Raw genomic sequence first — 16,268 nt, 5'->3', positions numbered from 1 at the left:
CGGTAGAGGAGATTGTTCGATGCCCCCCGATGTGCTGCTGAGCGATGGCCGGCCGCGTACGTGGACGGCGCGGGTCCGGTGCAAGGACGGCGACCACACGCTGGACCTGACGCATCGGGAGGTGGTCGCCGAGCGGCTGCTGCGGACGTCGCGCAAGCACTCGTTCGACCCCGACGTGGACGTCGACTGGGACGCGCCCCAGGACCCGGACACGTTCTACCTCCCGCCGCAACTCGTGTCGATCTACGAGACGCCGCTGTGGGACGGGCTGACGCACCGGCGGCGGGTCGAGCTGTCCAAGCGGGAGATGTGCAGCATCGCCTCGTTCGGGATCTGGTCGGAGATGCTGCTGATGCAGTCGCTGGTCATGCACGCCTACCGGCACCGCTACGACAGCGACCATGTGGCGTACGCGCTGACGGAGATCGCCGACGAGTGCCGGCACTCGAAGATGTTCGGGCGGATGGTGCGGACGTGCGGGCTCCGCACGCACCGGCCCCGGGCGCCGGAGTTCCACTTCGCGAAGGTGTTCGGCGCCGTGTACGACCCGATGCCGATGTTCGCCGGGACGCTGGTCGTCGAGGAGTTCACCGACGCGTTCCAGCGGCTGACGTTCCCCGACGAGGACGTGCAGCCGATGATCCGGCAGGTGACGCGGATTCACGTGATCGAGGAGGTGCGGCACATCAAGTACGCGCGCGAGGAGCTGAAGCGGCTGGTGGCGAAGCTCCCGGCGGTCCGCCGGCGGATGGCGGCCTACGGGCTGGCGCAGGCGACGCGGCTGACGTCCGCGCAGGTGATCCACCCGTCGTGCTACGAGGCGGTGGGCCTGGATCCGACGCTGGCGCGGCGGGTGGCGGCCCGCAGCCCGCACCGGCGGGAGACGCTGGCTTGGGCGTTCCGCAAGTGCACCGCGTTCTTCGACGAGGTCGGGTTCCTGGACGGCCGGGCCCGCGGCGTGTGGGTCCGCGCGGGTCTGCTGAAACCGTAGCCGGTTCTACTCGCCGGCCATTTATCTTGATATCGACCTTACTTTAGAAAATGGTTCGACAATGGCCGCCAATGGTCCCCGCACCGGAGACGGCAGGGCCGCGGAGCGGGGTCCACTCCGCGGCCCTTCGATGAAACAGGTGGCCGACCTGGACTTATATCCAGGAGATACCTACCGATCGGACGAACACGTCGTCGACCCCCTCCTCCCAGGTGCTGCAAGTCCGCCGATCACGTGGCCTCGTCGGGGAGCATGATCGGCGAACTCCCTCCCCTTTTACGCATCACCCTAGAAGGTGTTGACAGAAAATATGCCATGATCGGCCGATTCAGGTCAGAAATCATTCAGCGCATCGAGGACGTCGCGGGCGGCGGCGGTGGCGCGGTCGAGGCAGGCGCGCTCGCGCCCGTCCCGCCCGCCCGCGCCGGGCGCCTGCTCGCTGTAGCTGACCGTGACGACCGCGTTGCGGATCCGGGCCGTCACCTGCCCGAGCACGGCCGGCCGTTCCTCGTCCGCCTTGAACCAGCGGTACGCCTCGTCCCCGATGCCTCGGTGGCGGGCCAGGCTGATCGTCCGGATGAACGGAGTGTCGTGCGCCTGCGCCCACTGCGTGGCGTAGTAACTCTCGGCGTCCTGCACGGGGGTGCCGGTGTCGCCGGGCGAGTACAGGCGCGCCTCCACCCGGAGCCAGCGGAGCCGCGACCCCTCCGAGGCGTACGTGCACGTGGTGAGCGTCGAGTTCGCACTCTGCCGCTGCGTCGCCTTGGGAACCGCCTGGTCGACGGTGTCCTTCGACACCGACCCGCACGGTTCCGGCAGCGCCCGGACGAACCGCCGCGACGGCTCCTCCGCCGAGTCGCCCGGCGGCCTGACGGCCGCGTTGTCCCTGCCTGCGTGTACCTGCCCCTGACCGGGCACCACCAGGAAGACGACCGCCCCGGCCGCCGCCAGGGCGGTGACCGCCGCCAGCGGCTTGATCAGCCTCGGCCACCGGTCCGACGGCGGCTCCGGTGCGGAGTAGACCCGGTGGAACGGTTCCGACGAGCGCTGAAGCCCCACTCCCCGCTCCTCACTCCCCCGTCTCGCCCTGAGTACCTGTCAATCGGCGCGCCCGCCACCGCACCCTCCGGCGCCACCGCGCAGAGATTCTCACCGGCGGCCCTCCCGTCAACGTAGTCAGGCGCCCGGCCCCTGACCAGGCCCCCGGACGGTAGGGATTGTCAGACCTCGTGGTCACAATGGAGAGGTGCTGCTAGCCGATATCACGCGGACGTCGCAGGACGTCGCGGGGACCTCCGGCCGCAAGGCCAAGGTATCCGCGCTCGCGGAGTGCCTGCGCGCGGCGGAGCCCGGCGAGGCCGCGACCGTGGTCGCCTATCTGTCCGGTGACCTGCCGCAACGCCAGATCGGCGTGGGATACGCCGCCCTACGGGACGTCCCGCCGTCGGCCGCCGAGCCGTCCCTGACCGTCCCCGAGGTGGACGCGGCGTTCACCGAGATCGGCGCGGTGTCGGGGGCCGGCTCGGTCGCCCGGCGGCGCGAGCTGCTGGCCGGGCTGCTCGGCCGCGCCACGCGCACCGAGCAGGACTTCCTGATCAGGCTCCTGGCGGGCGAGCTGCGGCAGGGCGCGCTGGACGGGGTGATGGCCGAGGCGATCGCGGCGGCGGCCGGGGTCCCGTCCGCCGAGGTGCGGCGGGCGTTCATGCTGCGGGGGACGCTGGGCCCGGTCGCCACGGCGGCCCTCGCGGGCGGCACCGGCGCGCTGCGCGCGTTCACGCTGGAGGTCGGACGGCCGGTCAAGCCGATGCTCGCCGCGTCCGCCCCGTCCGTCGAGGACGCGTTCGCCAAGCTCGACGCGGAGGCGGCCGTCGAATGGAAGCTCGACGGGATCCGCGCCCAGGTCCACGTGTCCGACGGCGAGGTGCGGGTGTTCACCCGGACGCTCGACGAGATCACCTCGCGGCTGCCCGAGGTCGTGGCGGCCGTGAAGGAGCTGCCCGTCCGCGCGGCCGTGTTCGACGGCGAGCTGATCGCTTTGCGGCCGGACGGACGCCCCCACCCGTTCCAGGTCACCGCCGCCCGCACCGCCACCCGGACCGCCAGGAACACCGACCCGGTCCCCCTGTCGGTCTACCTGTTCGACGTCCTGTACCTGGAGGAGGCCGCAGGCGGGGGCGACCTGCTCGATGCGCCGGGGGCGGAGCGGGGTGCGGCGCTGGTGCGGGTGGTTCCCGAGGAGTTGCGGATGCCCCGTGTCGTCACCGGCGACCCCGGGCGGGCCAAGGACGTGTTCGACGAGGCCGTCGCGCGGGGCCACGAGGGCGTCGTGGTCAAGGCGCTCGACAGCCCGTACACGGCCGGGCGGCGGGGCGCGGGCTGGATCAAGGTCAAGCCCCGGTACACCCTCGACCTCGTCGTCCTCGCGGTCGAGTGGGGGCACGGGCGCAGGCAGGGCATGCTGTCCAACCTGCATCTCGGTGCCCGCGACCCGGAGACCGGCGGCTTCGTCATGCTCGGCAAGACGTTCAAGGGGCTGACCGACGAACTGCTGGCCTGGCAGACGGCGAGGCTCCGCGAGCTGGCCGTGCGCGAGGACGGCTGGACGGTGCACGTCCGGCCCGAGCTGGTCGTGGAGATCGCGTTCGACGGCGTCCAGCACAGCCCCCGGTACCCGGGCGGCATCGCGCTGCGTTTCGCCCGCGTCCTGCGCTACCGCACCGACAAGTCCGCCGCCGAGGCCGACACGATCGAGACCGTCCGCTCCGTCGCGCCCGTGATGGACTAGGGCGTCCCGCCGGACGCCCCCGCCCTGGTCCGCCGGCCGGACGGCGGTTCCTCCTCCGCTTTGGGACTGCGGGCGCGGCGTCTGGAGGCGGCGCGGGTCCGCATGCGGGACGTGGCGCGGCCGCGGGTGCGGGACATGACCGCGCGACGCGCGCGGGTCTCGGCCCGCCGTTCGGCCCAGGCGCTCGCCTTGCGCTGGGCGGGCGAGGCGCCGTTGCGCTCCGCCCGCGCCTCGGCCCTGCGCTGCGCGCGGGCGAGCCGGCGCCGGCGGGCGCGCTCGGCCGCCTCGGTGCGGCGTTGCAGCAGCTCGGGCGGGATGAGGTCGTGCCGTCCCGCGATGAACTCCTGGACCCAGATCTTGCCCCGGATGAGCGGCCGCCGGTAGGTCTCCTCCCGCCGGACGGCCCGCTGGTACCTGCGCGACGCGTCGTCGTAGCGCCAGCGCGACCAGGGCGAGGCGGGACGCGCCACCCGGACGGCGCCGATGACCAGCAGCGCGGGCACGAACAGGCCGATGAGGCCGGTCCAGATCTTGCCCTTCAGCAGGGTGACCACGGCGAGGACGAGGTTGACGGCCAGGGACGCGACGTACAGGCGGGTGAGGGAGCCGGTGCCGGGGTCGAAGCCGAACCCCGCGTAGCTGAGCGGGTGGATGCCGAGCAGCAGCAGCCCGGTCACCGCGATGGCGACGAAGACGGCGTCGACGGAGGCTCGGCCCTTCTCCGTCCAGTAGACGTCGCTGAGATGGAGGATGAGCGCGAACTCGTCCAGGACGAGGGCGGACCCCATCCCGAACACGACGGCCGCCGCCAGGCTGAACCCGACGCTGGCCTCGGGGACGGCGAGGCTGCCCACACCGCCCGCCAGCATCAGCACCACGCCGAACACGACATGGTGGATGTGCACGTCGCCGGCGGTCACGTTGCGGAACCACCGCACGTTGGAGCGGATCAGCCGGACGTTCACCCGCGTCAGCACAAAAGTGATCATGAACGCGACGAAGAAGCCGAACAGCGGCAGCCGCCCGGCCTCCACGATGCGCTCGTCGAACATCTCGATCATGTGCCCCCCGCAGCCTCCATAATGCCCTGCGACATGCACGGATATCGTGGGACGCGGCCGATCAGCGACGATCCGAGGAGAAAAAGCCGCCGTGAGCCGCATCGTTGACCGCTGCGACCCCGGGTACCGGGCCTGGGTCGCGGAGGCCGTCCGGCTGGTCGACGCCGACGCCAACCGCAGCGCCGACACGCACCTGCACGTGTTCCCGCTGCCGCCGGAATGGGGCATCGACCTGTACCTGAAGGACGAGTCCGTCCACCCCACCGGTTCCCTGAAGCACCGGCTCGCGCGGTCGCTGTTCCTGTACGGGCTCGCGAACGGCTGGATCCGGGCCGACACGACGATCATCGAGGCGTCCAGCGGGTCCACGGCGGTGTCGGAGGCGTACTTCGCGCGGCTGCTGGGGCTGCCGTTCGTCGCGGTGATGCCGGCGTCCACCAGCCCGGAGAAGATCCAGCTCATCGAGTTCCACGGCGGCCGGTGCCACCTGGTGGACGACCCGTCCGCGATCTACGCGGAGTCGCGGCGGCTCGCGGCCGAGTGCGACGGGCATTTCATGGACCAGTTCACCTTCGCCGAGCGTGCGACGGACTGGCGCGGCAACAACAACATCGCCGAGTCGATCTTCGAGCAGCTGCGGCTGGAGCGGTTCCCGGAGCCGTCCTGGGTGGTGGTCGGCGCGGGCACCGGCGGGACGTCCGCCACGATCGGCCGGTACGCGCGGTACCGGCGGTTCCAGACGCGGCTCGCGGTCGTCGACCCGGAGGGGTCGGCGTTCTTCGGCTCGTTCGCCGACGGGGACCCCGAGCGGACGGCTGCGGGCTCGCGGATCGAGGGCATCGGCCGCCCCCGCGTCGAGCCGTCGTTCCTGCCCACGGTGATCGACCGGATGATCCGGGTGCCGGACGCGGCGTCCGTCGCGGCGATGCGCTGGACGAGCCAGGTCAGCGGGCGGGACGTGGGCGGCTCCACCGGCACCAACATGTGGGGCGCGGCGGAGCTGATCGCGCGGATGCGGGCGGACGGCGAGCGCGGCAGCGTCGTCACTCTGATCTGCGACGGCGGCGAGCGCTACGCCGGCACGTACGGATCGGACGCGTGGCTGGCGGAGCAGGGCCTCGACATCGAGCCCTACCTCGCCGCGCTGAACGGCTTCCTGAAGACCGGTGAGATGCCCGCTATCCAGTGAACCGGATGGGGTTGACGAGGTCGGCATAGATCAGCAGCCCGCCCATGACGATCAGGACGGCCGCCATCACATAGGTCACCGGCAACGCCTTGGCGACGTCCACGTAGCCGGGGTCGGGCCTCCGGAAGATCTTGGCGAAGCCCTTCTTGACCGCCTCCAGGAGCGCGCCCGCGATGTGCCCGCCGTCCAGCGGCAGCAGCGGGATGAGGTTGAACATCCCGACCGCGAGGTTCAGCGACCCGAGCAGCATCACGAAGTAGGAGACCTTCTCGGTGCCGGTGAGGGCCTCGGACGCGGCCACGTCCCCGCCGATCCGGCTGACGCCGACGACCCCGACCGGGCCGTTCGGGTCGCGTTCGTCGTCGCCGAACGCCGCGTTCCAGACGCCGACCATCTTCTGCGGCATCCGCACCAGCGCGCCCGCGGTGCGCGCGGTCAGGTCGCCCATCGTGCTCGCGACCGCGGCGGGGCCCTGCCGCTCGACCTCGCTGGTCGGCGTGATGCCGAGGAACCCGACCTCGACGATCTTCTCCGGGTCGTCCAGGTGGTGCATCTGGTTGCGGGCGATCGGGACGTTCAGCCGCACGTCCTGCCCGCCCCGGTCGACGGTCATCGGCACCGTCTGCCCGCCCACGCCGCGGATCTGCTCCTGCAGTTCGCGGTAGTCGTCGATCTTCTTGCCGTCGAACGCCACGATCCGGTCGCCGACCTGGAGCCCGACCTGCTTCGCCGGCGTCGGCGCCGCGTTCGCCGGGCACTCGGTGAGCTCGGCCTGGCTCGCCGGCACCATGCACTGGGCGACCTCCCGGATCACCGGCTGCGGCTGGTTCGTGCCCAGTCCCATCAGGAGGATCGCGAAGAACATCACCGCCAGCAGCAGGTTCATCGCCGGCCCGCCGGACATGATCAGGAGCTTCTGCCACCACTTCTTGCCGTAGAAGACGCGGTCCTCGTCGCCCGGCCTGACCTCCTCCAGCGCCACACCGCGCGCGGACTCGATGAGGCCCTGGAACGGTCCGGTGCTGGCCTGCCGGATCTTCCCGGGGGCGTCGCCCTTGCGCGGCGGCAGCATCCCGATCATCCGGATGTAGCCGCCGAGCGGGATCCACTTGATCCCGTACTCGGTCTCGCCCCGGTGCCAGGACTTCATCGTCGGCCCGAAGCCGACCATGAACTGCGTGGTCCGCACCTTGAACAGCTTGGCGAACGAGAAGTGCCCGAGCTCGTGCAGCGCGATGGACACCAGCAGGCCGAAGAACAGGATCAATGCTCCAGCCAGATAGGCCATGCGGCTTGCCCCTCCGGTCATGCACCCCGCTACCCGGGGGCGTCTTCTCCAGCAACCAACTCAGAGTACGGCACGGCCGCCAATTCGGTTGAACAAGCGCGCAAGGCGGGCGACCGCCTCGCGCGCACGGATTGAGCCGAGTTGCTAAGCCGCCCGTGCGCCATTGGCACGCGGGGCGGTATTCGCGCGCCGCGCCTCCTGCGCATCATGGCGATCCACTCCGGTCCCTGGAGGCCGGGTCTTAGGAGGTGTGCCTTGAAGCGCGGTCATATAGCGGTGGTGGCGTTGACGCTCGCTCTCGCCGGATGCGGCGGCTCCGATGGCGGTGACTCCGGCGGCGGCTCCGAGCGCACTGGAGCCGCGGGGAGCCCAGCGGCCGCGCCGTCGTCCGGCGCGTCCGGCACGGGAAAGCCTGACGCGCCCACTCCGCCCGCGCACTCGAAGGCGGCCAAGGCGTTCAGCGACTGCATGCGCAAGCAGGGCGTGGAGCTGCCGACCTTGAGCCCGAACCCCAGCCCGCAGCAGAGCTCCACGGTCAGCCAGCAGGAGCTCAAGAAGAGGATGGCGGCCATCCGGACGTGCATGAAGACGATGGCCAAGTCCCCCGGACTGCGCTGACGGACGCGAGCGAGGAGAATGCCATACTGGGGCTCGCCGACGACCCCGTGCGGGAGAGTCCCTGGCAGCCGGTCAGGGACGCCGAAGGAGCAAACCCTCCCCGGAACCTCTCAGGCCAACGGACCGCACGGGCCAGGCGACCTCTGGAAAGCGGGGACCCGGGTCCCCCGCCGAAGGTGCAAGCCCGCCCGAGCGGCGGGTGAAGCTCTCAGGCGCCGATGACAGAGGGGGAGGCACCGAGACGCCCCGGTGCGTGAATGGGACGATGGACCCTACGCGCCCCGTGACGAAGGAGCCGAGCCCATGCCCGCCGACCCCGCCGTGAAGAAGACGCCGCTGCACGACGTCCACCAGGACCTCGGCGCGAACCTCGTCGACTTCGCGGGCCACCTCATGCCGCTGCGCTACGCGAGCGAGACCGCCGAGCACCAGGCCGTCCGCACCGGCGCCGGGCTGTTCGACCTGTCGCACATGGGCGAGATCTTCGTCTCCGGGCCGGGCGCCGGCGCCGCGCTCGACTTCTCGCTGGTCGGCAACCTCGCGGCGATGCCGGTCGGCAAGGCCCGCTACACGATGCTCTGCGGCCAGGACGGCGGCATCCTGGACGACGTGATCGTCTACCGGCTGGCCGACGCCACCTGGATGGTCGTCGCGAACGCCGCCAACGCCGGCGCCGTCCGGGAGGCGCTGGTCGAGCGGGCCACGGCCTTCGAGGCCGCCGTCGACGACCGCTCCGAGACCTACGGGCTGCTCGCCCTCCAGGGGCCGCGCTCCCAGGAGATCCTCGAAGGGTTCACCGACGCGCCGCTGGCCGGCCTCAAGTACTACGCGGTCCTCGCCGGGCGCGTCGCGGGCGTCGACGCGCTCATCGCCCGCACCGGGTACACGGGCGAGGACGGCTTCGAGCTGTTCGTGGACGCGTCCGACGCCGTCCCGCTGTGGAAGGCCCTCGCCGGGGTGGACGGCGTCGTCCCCGCCGGCCTCTCCGCGCGCGACACGCTGCGGCTCGAAGCGGGCATGCCGCTGTACGGCAACGAGCTGACCGCCGAGACCACGCCGTTCGAGGCGGGGCTCGGCCGGGTCGTGAAGCTGGACAAGCCGGGCGACTTCGTCGGGAAGACCGCCCTGGCGGCCCAGGCCCAGACCCCGCAGGGCCGTAGGCTCGTGGGACTGGTCGCGCGCGGGCGTCGTGCGCCGCGCAAGGGGTACCAGGTCGTCACGTCCGGCGGCGCGCCGTGCGGGATCGTGACGAGCGGCGCCCCGTCGCCCACACTGGGCACGCCGATCGCCATGGCGTACCTCGACAGCGGAGTCGAGGAGACGGATCTCGCCGTGGACGTCCGCGGTCGGCAGGAGCAGGTGGACGTGGTTCCCCTTCCCTTCTACAAGCGTTCCTGAAAGCAGTTGTCCGGGGGTGTGGGGGTCGGCCCCCACCATGAATGGAGAGAAGTGATCGTGAGCGTTCCGGAGCAGCTCCGCTACAGCGAAGAGCACGAGTGGGTGTCCGGCCTCGGTGGCGAGGACGGGATCGTCACCATCGGCATCACCGCGCATGCCGCCGACGCCCTCGGAGAGATCGTCTACCTCGAGCTCCAGCCGTCCGAGGGCGACTCCGTCGAGGCGGGCGAGCCCTGCGGGGAGATCGAGTCGACCAAGTCGGTCAGCGACGTCTACTCCCCCGTCAGCGGCGAGATCACCGCGATCAACGGCGCGGTGGTGGACGAGCCCAAGGTCATCAACGACGACCCGTACGGCGAGGGCTGGATCTTCAAGGTCCGCATCTCCGAGGAGCCGGGCGACCTGCTGGACGCCGCCGCCTACGACAAGCTGATCGAGGAGAGCTGATCTTGAGCCTGCACGACTCGCTCGCCACGTCCGACCCCGAGGTCGCCGAGGCCGTCGCCGCCGAGCTGCGGCGCCAGCAGTCCACCCTGGAGATGATCGCCTCGGAGAACTTCGCGCCGGTCTCCGTCCTGGAGGCGCAGGGCTCGGTCCTGACCAACAAGTACGCCGAGGGCTATCCCGGCCGGCGGTACTACGGCGGCTGCGAGCACGTCGACGTCACCGAGCAGCTCGCGATCGACCGCGCGAAGTCGCTGTTCGGCGCCGAGCACGCGAACGTCCAGCCGCACAGCGGGGCGCAGGCCAACACGGCCGTCTACTTCGCGCTGCTCCAGCACGGCGACACGATCCTCGGCCTCGACCTCGCGCACGGCGGGCACCTCACCCACGGGATGCGGCTGAACTACTCGGGCAAGACGCTGAACGTGGTCCCGTACCACGTCCGCGCCGAGGACGGCCTGGTCGACATGGACGAGGTGGCCTCGCTGGCGGCCGAGCACCGTCCGAAGATGATCGTGGCGGGCTGGTCGGCGTACCCGCGGCAGCTCGACTTCCCCGCCTTCCGGAGGATCGCGGACTCGGTCGGTGCGCTGCTCATGGTCGACATGGCGCACTTCGCGGGCCTGGTCGCCGCGGGGCTGCACCCCTCGCCCGTCCCCCACGCGGACATCGTCACGACCACCACGCACAAGACGCTCGGCGGCCCCCGCGGAGGGTTGATCCTCGCCCGCGAGGAGTACGGCAAGAAGATCAACTCCGCGGTCTTCCCGGGCATGCAGGGCGGCCCCCTGGAGCACGTGATCGCCGCCAAGGCCGTCGCCCTCAAGATCGCCGCCTCGGACGAGTTCCGCACCCGCCAGTCGCTCACCGTCGAGGGGGCCCGCATCCTCGCCGACCGGCTCCTCGCCGAGGACTCCGCCAAGGCCGGCGTGAAGGTCCTGACCGGCGGGACGGACGTCCACCTCGTCCTGGTCGACCTCGTGGACTCCGAGCTCACCGGCCGCGACGCCGAGGACCGCCTCCACGACGTCGGCATCACGGTCAACCGCAACGCCGTACCGAACGACCCGCGCCCGCCGATGGTCACGTCCGGCCTGCGCATCGGCACACCGGCCCTGGCCACCCGCGGCTTCACCGCCGAGGACTTCACCGAGGTCGCCGACGTCATCGCGCTGGCCCTCCAGCCGTCCTTCGACCGCGACGCGCTGGCGGCCCGCGTGAAGGCCCTGGCCGACAAGCATCCCCTGTACCCGAACCTGTGACGCGACCGCGCCCCCTTCCACCCCGGAAGGGGGCGCAAGCTACGGCAAGGAGCAATAGCCATCAGCGTTTCGACCTCTTCAGACCCGGGGTCACCCCTTCCTCTCTCATACCGACGGTCCGAAGCAACCGGACGCCGACCCGGCGAGTGATACCATTCTGGTATGACCACTCGCAGTGTCCGGATCCCTGACGAACTCGACGCCAAGCTGGCCGCCATGGCAGCGGAAGATCACATATCCGTGAACTCCGCCATCATTCGCGCCCTTGACGAGGTACTTACCCGACGCTCACAGGAAGCGGCCATCACGGCCGCCGCCGACCAAGTCTTCGCCGACCGCACAGAGCTGTTTAACCGGTTGGCCGACACATGATCTACCCGACGGTCGAACAAGTCATCGGGTTCAACGCCAAGCATCTGGGAGGCCAGCCAGCCGTCCGAGATGTCGGGCTAGTGCAGAGCGCGGTCGCCCGACCTCAGACGGTTGCATTCGGTTTCGAGGCGTACACGACTCTGGAGGAGAAGGCTGCGGCGCTGCTCCACTCGATCATCTGCAATCACCCGTTCGTTGACGGCAACAAGCGGACCGCATGGGCCGCCATGGAGATCATGCTCGTCGCGAACGGCCATGTCGCCGCCGTCACCGACGATCAGGCATTCGACCTCGTGATCCACATCGCCACGTCGTGCTCGGAGATCGAGGTGAAAGAGATCGCCGCGGCACTACAGGTCATCCCCCGACCGACTCGCTGAGCCGCCGGGGAGCACATCGTCACCTCCCCCGCCAACAGCGCGGCGGGTCGCTGGACCGGGTCCTTGGCGAGGCAGGACCGGACCAGATCGCGCAGGCGCCCGTCCAGGCCGCGCAGCAGCTTGACCGCGACCCGCTCCCCGATGCCCTCTTCTTTACATCATTCCGGATATGCCGGGGGTCGCGCGGCCTGACGCACGCACAAACCCGGGGGCCGCGGCGTATACCGCCGTGACCCCCGGGCCGTCGGGCCGCTCAGCGGGAGGGGCCCATGCCGTGGTCCGTCTGTTCCCTCCATACGTCGAAGGACCCCGTGGTGGAGCCGCCCGAGACTGAAAGGTCGGACAAGCGTGCCTCCTTCACCCCTCGACGTCAGGTTCACTTCGGACATTATCCGCATAAATGGATATATGCCGCCAAACACCCCCCAAGGTCCCGTCAAAGCTCCCCCGCCCAGCGTCGGGCGGGGGAGCCGTGGATCGCGGTCGGTTCCCGGGTGCGCTCAGCCCTTGAACATCGCACGCATCTTGCGGGCGGCGTCGCCGGGCTTCTTCTTCTGCTGGCCCTTGGCCGCGGTGTCCTCGCCGCGGGGTGGACGTTTCTCGCGCTCCGGCCCGGCGTCCTCGGTCGTCTTTTCCTCGGCCTTGTCTGGCTTGTCGTTCACGACAACTCCCCCGATGTCGTTTCACCCTCGCCCCATGCGTACCCCGTCTACCCGGGATAGAAGCGCACTTCCGGCCGGCCGACCTGCCCGTAGTGGGGGCGGCGGTGCGCCAGCCCGTTCTCGGCGAGGTATTCGAGGTAGCGGCGGGCCGTGACGCGGGAGACGCCGGTGAGATCGGCGGCCGCGGCGGCCGACAGCCCGTCGGCGGCGCCGGTCAGCACCTCGGTGACGGCCTGGAGCGTCTCCTCGCTCATGCCCTTGGGCAGCGTGCGGTGGTCGGGGGTGCGGAGGGTGGCGAGCATTCCGTCCACGTCGGCCTGGCCGCTGACCTCGCCGGAGCCGACCGCCCGCTCCCGGAACCGCGCGTACCGGTCGAGCTTGTCGCGCAGGATCGCGAACGTGAACGGCTTGAGCAGGTACTGGACGACGCCGACCGACACCGCCGACCGGATCACCGCCAGGTCGCGGGCGGAGGTGACGGCGATGACGTCCACGTCGCTGCCCCCGGCGCGGAGCGCGCGGCAGACCGTGAGGCCGTGGGTGTCGGGCAGGTAGAAGTCCAGCAGGACGACGTCGACGGCGGTGCGCTCGCAGAACCGCAGCGCGTCCGCCCCGGAGTGGACGACCCCGGCGACGGCGAACCCGGCGACGCGCTCGACGTAGGAGCGGTGCGCCTCGGCGGCGACCGGGTCGTCCTCGACCACGAGCACCGTGATCATGGCGCGTCCAGGGGCAGGCGGACGGTGAACACCGCGCCGTCGTCGTGGCTCACCCGCACCTCGCCGCCGTGCCGCCGGACGGCCTGCCCGACCAGCGCGAGCCCGAGCCCGTGGCCGACCGGCCCGCCGGACGTCTTGGTCGTCCACCCGCGCCGGAACATGTCGGGCACGGCGTCCGGGTCCACGCCGGGCCCGCTGTCGGACACCTCCAGGACGAGGTCGCCGCCCTCCTTCCGGGCCCGGACGGCCACGCGCGGCGGGCGCGCGTCCGCGTTCGCGAGGGCGGCGTCCACCGCGTTGTCGATGAGGTTGCCGAGGATGGTGACGAGGTCGCGGGGCTCGGCGGTCCCCTCGATCACGGTGTCCCCGGTGACGGCGAAGTCGACGCCGCGCTCCCCCGCCTCCGCGGACTTGCCGAGCAGCAGCGCGGCCAGCACCGGTTCGGTCACCGAGCCGACGACCCGGTCGGTGAGCCACTGGGCGGTCTTCAGCTCGGCGGTGGCGAACTCGACGGCCTGGTCCGGGCGTCCCAGCTCCACCAGCGACACCACGGTGTGCAGGCGGTTCGCGGCCTCGTGGGCCTGCGAGCGCAGCGACTCGGCGAACCCGCGCACGGTGTCGAGCTCGCCGGTCAGCACCTGCAGCTCGGTGTGGTCGCGCAGGGTGACGACGTTGCCCTTCGCCCGGTCCCGCGACCGCACCGGCGAGGTGTTCACGACGAGGACCCGCGTGTCGGCGAGGTGGACCTCGTCGGACCGCGGCTCCGGGGAGACGAGGGTGGCGACGAGCTCGTCCGGCAGCCCCAGGTCCGCGGCGGCCCGTCCACGCAGATCCGCCGAGGGCTCCAGGTCCAGGAGGTGGCGGGCGGCGTCGTTGCAGAGGACGACGCGGCCCGCGCGGTCCAGGAGGAGGAGGCCCTCGCGGACGGTGTGCAGGATCGCCTCGTAGTACTCGAACATCTCCCGCAGCTCGCCGGGCGCGACGCCGCGGGTCTGGCGGCGCAGGCGGGCGGCGACCAGGGAGCTGCCGCCCACCCCGACGGCCAGGACGGCGGCGGCGATGCCGGCGAGGGAGAGGAGCCGCTGGCGGAGCTCCGCCGAGATGACGCGGATCGTGATGCCGACCGCGACCAGCGCCACGACGCGGCCGCCGTCGAGGACGGGGGCGACGGTGCGGACGGACGGGCCGAGCGTGCCGGTGTAGGTCTCGGTGAACGTCCGCCCGGCCACGGCGGGCCCGGTGTTGCCGACGAAGTGCCCGCCGATCCGGGACGGGTTCGGATGCGTGAAGCGGATCCCGGCCGGGTCCATGATCGTGACGAAGTCGACGCCGGTGTCGCGCCGGACGCGTTCGGCGTACGGCTGCAGGAGCCGGCTGGGGTCGGGGGACGCGAGCGCCGTGCGGACGTTGTCGGCATCGGCGATGCTCTTCGCGACCGCCGTCACGGTCCGCGCCGCGGCGTCGTCGGCGGACCGCCCGGCGTCCAGGTAGGCGATGGCCGCGCCGGCCGCCACGAGCAGCCCGACGATCGCGGCCTGCAGCACGAGCAGCTGCCGCGCCAGGCTCCAGCGACCGGGGACCGCCCATTCGGGACGCCGCACACGCGCACCTTCCGTCTCTGCCTCTCCGTGAACGCAATGTACACAAGGGTGACCATTCGCCTCGTAGCGCGCATAGTCACGGGTGCAGAACCTCGACGTCGCCGATCCCGTTCCGAACCGCGCCCCTCCCCCGAGCGCAGGCGCCCACCGTGTGCATGTGCCCGCTCCGCCGGCACATGGGCGCCTGCCCAGGGTGCGTGCGCCCGTCCAGGCCCGCGCGGGGCCGGCGATCGGTCGCGTCCGGTCAGGCGGGCTCCGGCTGGGGCTCCTGGGCCTTTCCGGGGCGCGGCAGGGCGGGCCGGAAGCGGATCACCACCGGCAGATCGGGCATGCCGACGGCGCGGCGGTAGCGTTCGACCGGGCCCGCGCCCAGTTCCCCGTACACCTCGCCGATCAGGGTGTCGCCGGCGCAGGCGACCTTCAGCAGGAGGCGCGGCCTGTCCGCCGTGCCCGTGAGGCGGGCGCGGACGTCGTGGACGCCGGGCAGGTCCCGCGCGTCCCGGATCAGCGCGTCACCGGCGTCGCGGGCGCGGGCGCGGGTCTGGGCGTCGAGGTCCGGCCACCACTGGTGGACGAGGTAGCGGGCCTGGACGACCAGCCAGAGCTGGCCGGCGAGGGCGAGGATCTCCGCGACGCCCGCCGCGGCGGGCAGGAACCAGCCGCTGCCGCCGGCGAACCGCGCCAGCGCGGGATCGAGCAGCGGCCCCTCCGCCGGGGGGCCGAAGACGCCGAGTCCGGCGGTGAGCGCCGCGCCGCCGCACGCGAACAGCACCGCCCCGGTCAACGCGATCGCGATCCGCACGTCAGTCCCTCCGCCAGCGGAGCCGGACGCCGACCCGCGGCCGGTGCATCGGCTCGATGCGGTCCAGCCGCGCGTCGACGGCGTCGTGGATGAGTTCTTCGAGGTTCGCCGGGTTCCGGTACCGGGTGGCCGCCCGGACGACGACGCCCCGGCGGACGAGCCCGAGGCCGCGGACGCGGGCGGTCTCGATGCCGGGGACGGTGAGCGCCGCGTCCGCCAGCGACCGGCGCAGGGCGGCGCGGCCGATGGCGCCGGCCTGCCGCGGGTCGGAACCGGCCAGCGGGACGCCGCGCAGGCGGCCGGGCAGCGCGGCCAGCAGGAACGCGAGGCCGAAGACGGTGATCGACCCCGTCCACAGCAGGATCTCCGGGTCGTGCCAGCCGCGCCCGCGCAGGCCGTCCGCCAGGGCCTCCACGCCCGGGACCGGGTGGACGCCCGAGCCCAGTGCGGCGGCGAGCAGCTCGATGGCGGCCGCCCCGCCCGCGGCGGCGACCAGCAGCGCCGCGGCGAACCCGGCGACGGCGCGGCGCGGCCGGAACTCACGGACGGCGAGCCGCCGCGCCTGCCGCGTGTTCTGCGCCTCCTCGATCAGGTCCTTGACCAATGCCTCGGTCATGGCCACCCCCGTGAGCCCTAGGCACGTCCGACATCATCACCCATGGTGCGCCATCGTGACGTGGAGTGACACGCGCCATG

General features: G+C 71.9%; 17 protein-coding genes and 1 riboswitch. Of the genes, 9 read left to right on the top strand and 8 right to left on the bottom strand.

The features are described 5' to 3' along the window. Positions 1 to 19: 19 nt before the first annotated feature. On the top strand, positions 20 to 991 hold the full coding sequence (locus tag E1281_RS02795; RefSeq protein ID WP_131875519.1) for a diiron oxygenase: 972 nt from the start codon (positions 20 to 22) through the stop codon (positions 989 to 991). A gap of 333 nt (positions 992 to 1,324) precedes the next feature. On the opposite strand, the gene E1281_RS02790 is transcribed toward E1281_RS02795, so the two are convergent. Then, positions 1,325 to 2,050 carry a hypothetical protein gene (locus E1281_RS02790; RefSeq protein ID WP_131875518.1) on the bottom strand — a complete coding sequence of 242 codons (726 nt, stop codon included), beginning with the start codon at positions 2,048 to 2,050 and terminating at the stop codon, positions 1,325 to 1,327. A 187-nt stretch (positions 2,051 to 2,237) separates the two neighbouring features. Between E1281_RS02790 and E1281_RS02785 the strand changes: the two genes are divergently transcribed. Beyond that, a complete protein-coding gene (locus E1281_RS02785; protein WP_131875517.1) occupies positions 2,238 to 3,776 on the top strand; it encodes an ATP-dependent DNA ligase in 1,539 nt (512 codons plus the stop codon). On the opposite strand, the gene E1281_RS02780 is transcribed toward E1281_RS02785, so the two are convergent. After that, positions 3,773 to 4,837 carry a hypothetical protein gene (locus tag E1281_RS02780; RefSeq protein ID WP_207943067.1) on the bottom strand — a complete coding sequence of 355 codons (1,065 nt, stop codon included), beginning with the start codon at positions 4,835 to 4,837 and terminating at the stop codon, positions 3,773 to 3,775. The genes E1281_RS02785 and E1281_RS02780 overlap by 4 nt on opposite strands. A gap of 91 nt (positions 4,838 to 4,928) precedes the next feature. On the opposite strand from E1281_RS02780, the gene E1281_RS02775 reads away from it, so the two are divergent. Continuing rightward, a complete protein-coding gene (locus E1281_RS02775; protein ID WP_131875516.1) occupies positions 4,929 to 6,026 on the top strand; it encodes a PLP-dependent cysteine synthase family protein in 1,098 nt (365 codons plus the stop codon). On the opposite strand, the gene E1281_RS02770 is transcribed toward E1281_RS02775, so the two are convergent. Further along, positions 6,016 to 7,314, bottom strand: coding sequence for a M50 family metallopeptidase (locus E1281_RS02770; protein WP_131875515.1), 1,299 nt, complete (start codon positions 7,312 to 7,314; stop codon positions 6,016 to 6,018). The two genes, E1281_RS02775 and E1281_RS02770, sit on opposite strands and share 11 nt — an antisense overlap. 255 nt (positions 7,315 to 7,569) lie before the next feature. On the opposite strand from E1281_RS02770, the gene E1281_RS02765 reads away from it, so the two are divergent. From E1281_RS02765 to E1281_RS02740, 6 genes are all read left to right on the top strand, one after another. Further along, positions 7,570 to 7,932, top strand: coding sequence for a hypothetical protein (locus E1281_RS02765; RefSeq protein ID WP_131875514.1), 363 nt, complete (start codon positions 7,570 to 7,572; stop codon positions 7,930 to 7,932). 40 nt (positions 7,933 to 7,972) lie between these two features. Next, positions 7,973 to 8,068: riboswitch (glycine riboswitch) on the top strand. A gap of 167 nt (positions 8,069 to 8,235) precedes the next feature. Continuing rightward, complete coding sequence (gene gcvT, locus E1281_RS02760) at positions 8,236 to 9,330, top strand: glycine cleavage system aminomethyltransferase GcvT (RefSeq protein ID WP_131875513.1); 1,095 nt, start codon at positions 8,236 to 8,238, stop codon at positions 9,328 to 9,330. A gap of 57 nt (positions 9,331 to 9,387) precedes the next feature. Further along, the gene (gene gcvH, locus E1281_RS02755; protein ID WP_131875523.1) at positions 9,388 to 9,777 is read left to right on the top strand and encodes a glycine cleavage system protein GcvH; all 390 of its coding nucleotides are present in this window, start codon (positions 9,388 to 9,390) and stop codon (positions 9,775 to 9,777) included. A 2-nt stretch (positions 9,778 to 9,779) separates the two neighbouring features. Continuing rightward, a complete protein-coding gene (glyA, locus tag E1281_RS02750; RefSeq protein WP_279433582.1) occupies positions 9,780 to 11,036 on the top strand; it encodes a serine hydroxymethyltransferase in 1,257 nt (418 codons plus the stop codon). 162 nt (positions 11,037 to 11,198) lie between these two features. Continuing rightward, on the top strand, positions 11,199 to 11,408 hold the full coding sequence (locus E1281_RS02745) for a toxin-antitoxin system HicB family antitoxin (protein WP_131875512.1): 210 nt from the start codon (positions 11,199 to 11,201) through the stop codon (positions 11,406 to 11,408). Beyond that, positions 11,405 to 11,788, top strand: coding sequence for a type II toxin-antitoxin system death-on-curing family toxin (locus E1281_RS02740; protein ID WP_131875511.1), 384 nt, complete (start codon positions 11,405 to 11,407; stop codon positions 11,786 to 11,788). Before E1281_RS02745 ends, E1281_RS02740 begins: the two co-directional genes overlap by 4 nt. A gap of 500 nt (positions 11,789 to 12,288) precedes the next feature. Here the strand turns inward: E1281_RS02740 and E1281_RS39930 are convergent, their stop codons facing one another. The 5 genes from E1281_RS39930 to E1281_RS02720 form a co-directional block, all read right to left on the bottom strand. Continuing rightward, positions 12,289 to 12,450, bottom strand: coding sequence for a hypothetical protein (locus E1281_RS39930; protein ID WP_165958760.1), 162 nt, complete (start codon positions 12,448 to 12,450; stop codon positions 12,289 to 12,291). 47 nt (positions 12,451 to 12,497) lie between these two features. Further along, entirely contained in the window at positions 12,498 to 13,169 is a 672-nt protein-coding gene (locus tag E1281_RS02735) for a response regulator (protein ID WP_131875510.1), read from the bottom strand. After that, entirely contained in the window at positions 13,166 to 14,770 is a 1,605-nt protein-coding gene (locus E1281_RS02730) for a sensor histidine kinase (protein ID WP_207943066.1), read from the bottom strand. Before E1281_RS02730 ends, E1281_RS02735 begins: the two co-directional genes overlap by 4 nt. A 244-nt stretch (positions 14,771 to 15,014) precedes the next feature. Next, positions 15,015 to 15,572, bottom strand: coding sequence for a hypothetical protein (locus E1281_RS02725; protein WP_131875509.1), 558 nt, complete (start codon positions 15,570 to 15,572; stop codon positions 15,015 to 15,017). Position 15,573: 1 nt separating this feature from the next. Further along, positions 15,574 to 16,188 (bottom strand): DUF6286 domain-containing protein, encoded by a 615-nt coding sequence (locus E1281_RS02720; protein ID WP_131875508.1) that lies wholly within the window; start codon positions 16,186 to 16,188, stop codon positions 15,574 to 15,576. Between the last annotated feature and the right edge of the window lie 80 nt (positions 16,189 to 16,268).

Origin of the sequence: Actinomadura sp. KC345 (genome assembly GCF_004348515.1) — a bacterium.
Classification (GTDB): Bacteria; Actinomycetota; Actinomycetes; order Streptosporangiales; family Streptosporangiaceae; genus Spirillospora.
The sequence above is the reverse complement of the archived record's forward strand: the minus strand, read 5'-3'. Positions and strand labels throughout refer to the sequence as shown.

What these genes read in the sequence shown, in the direction of transcription:
- E1281_RS02795 (WP_131875519.1), top strand. Translation starts at nt 20, where the DNA reads ATGCCCCCCGATGTGCTGCTGAGCGATGGCCGGCCGCGTACGTGGACG.
- E1281_RS02780 (WP_207943067.1), bottom strand. Translation starts at nt 4,837, where the DNA reads ATGATCGAGATGTTCGACGAGCGCATCGTGGAGGCCGGGCGGCTGCCG.
- E1281_RS02735 (WP_131875510.1), bottom strand. Translation starts at nt 13,169, where the DNA reads ATGATCACGGTGCTCGTGGTCGAGGACGACCCGGTCGCCGCCGAGGCG.
- E1281_RS02745 (WP_131875512.1), top strand. Translation starts at nt 11,199, where the DNA reads ATGACCACTCGCAGTGTCCGGATCCCTGACGAACTCGACGCCAAGCTG.
- gcvT (WP_131875513.1), top strand. Translation starts at nt 8,236, where the DNA reads ATGCCCGCCGACCCCGCCGTGAAGAAGACGCCGCTGCACGACGTCCAC.
- E1281_RS02770 (WP_131875515.1), bottom strand. Translation starts at nt 7,314, where the DNA reads ATGGCCTATCTGGCTGGAGCATTGATCCTGTTCTTCGGCCTGCTGGTG.
- E1281_RS02740 (WP_131875511.1), top strand. Translation starts at nt 11,405, where the DNA reads ATGATCTACCCGACGGTCGAACAAGTCATCGGGTTCAACGCCAAGCAT.
- E1281_RS02720 (WP_131875508.1), bottom strand. Translation starts at nt 16,188, where the DNA reads ATGACCGAGGCATTGGTCAAGGACCTGATCGAGGAGGCGCAGAACACG.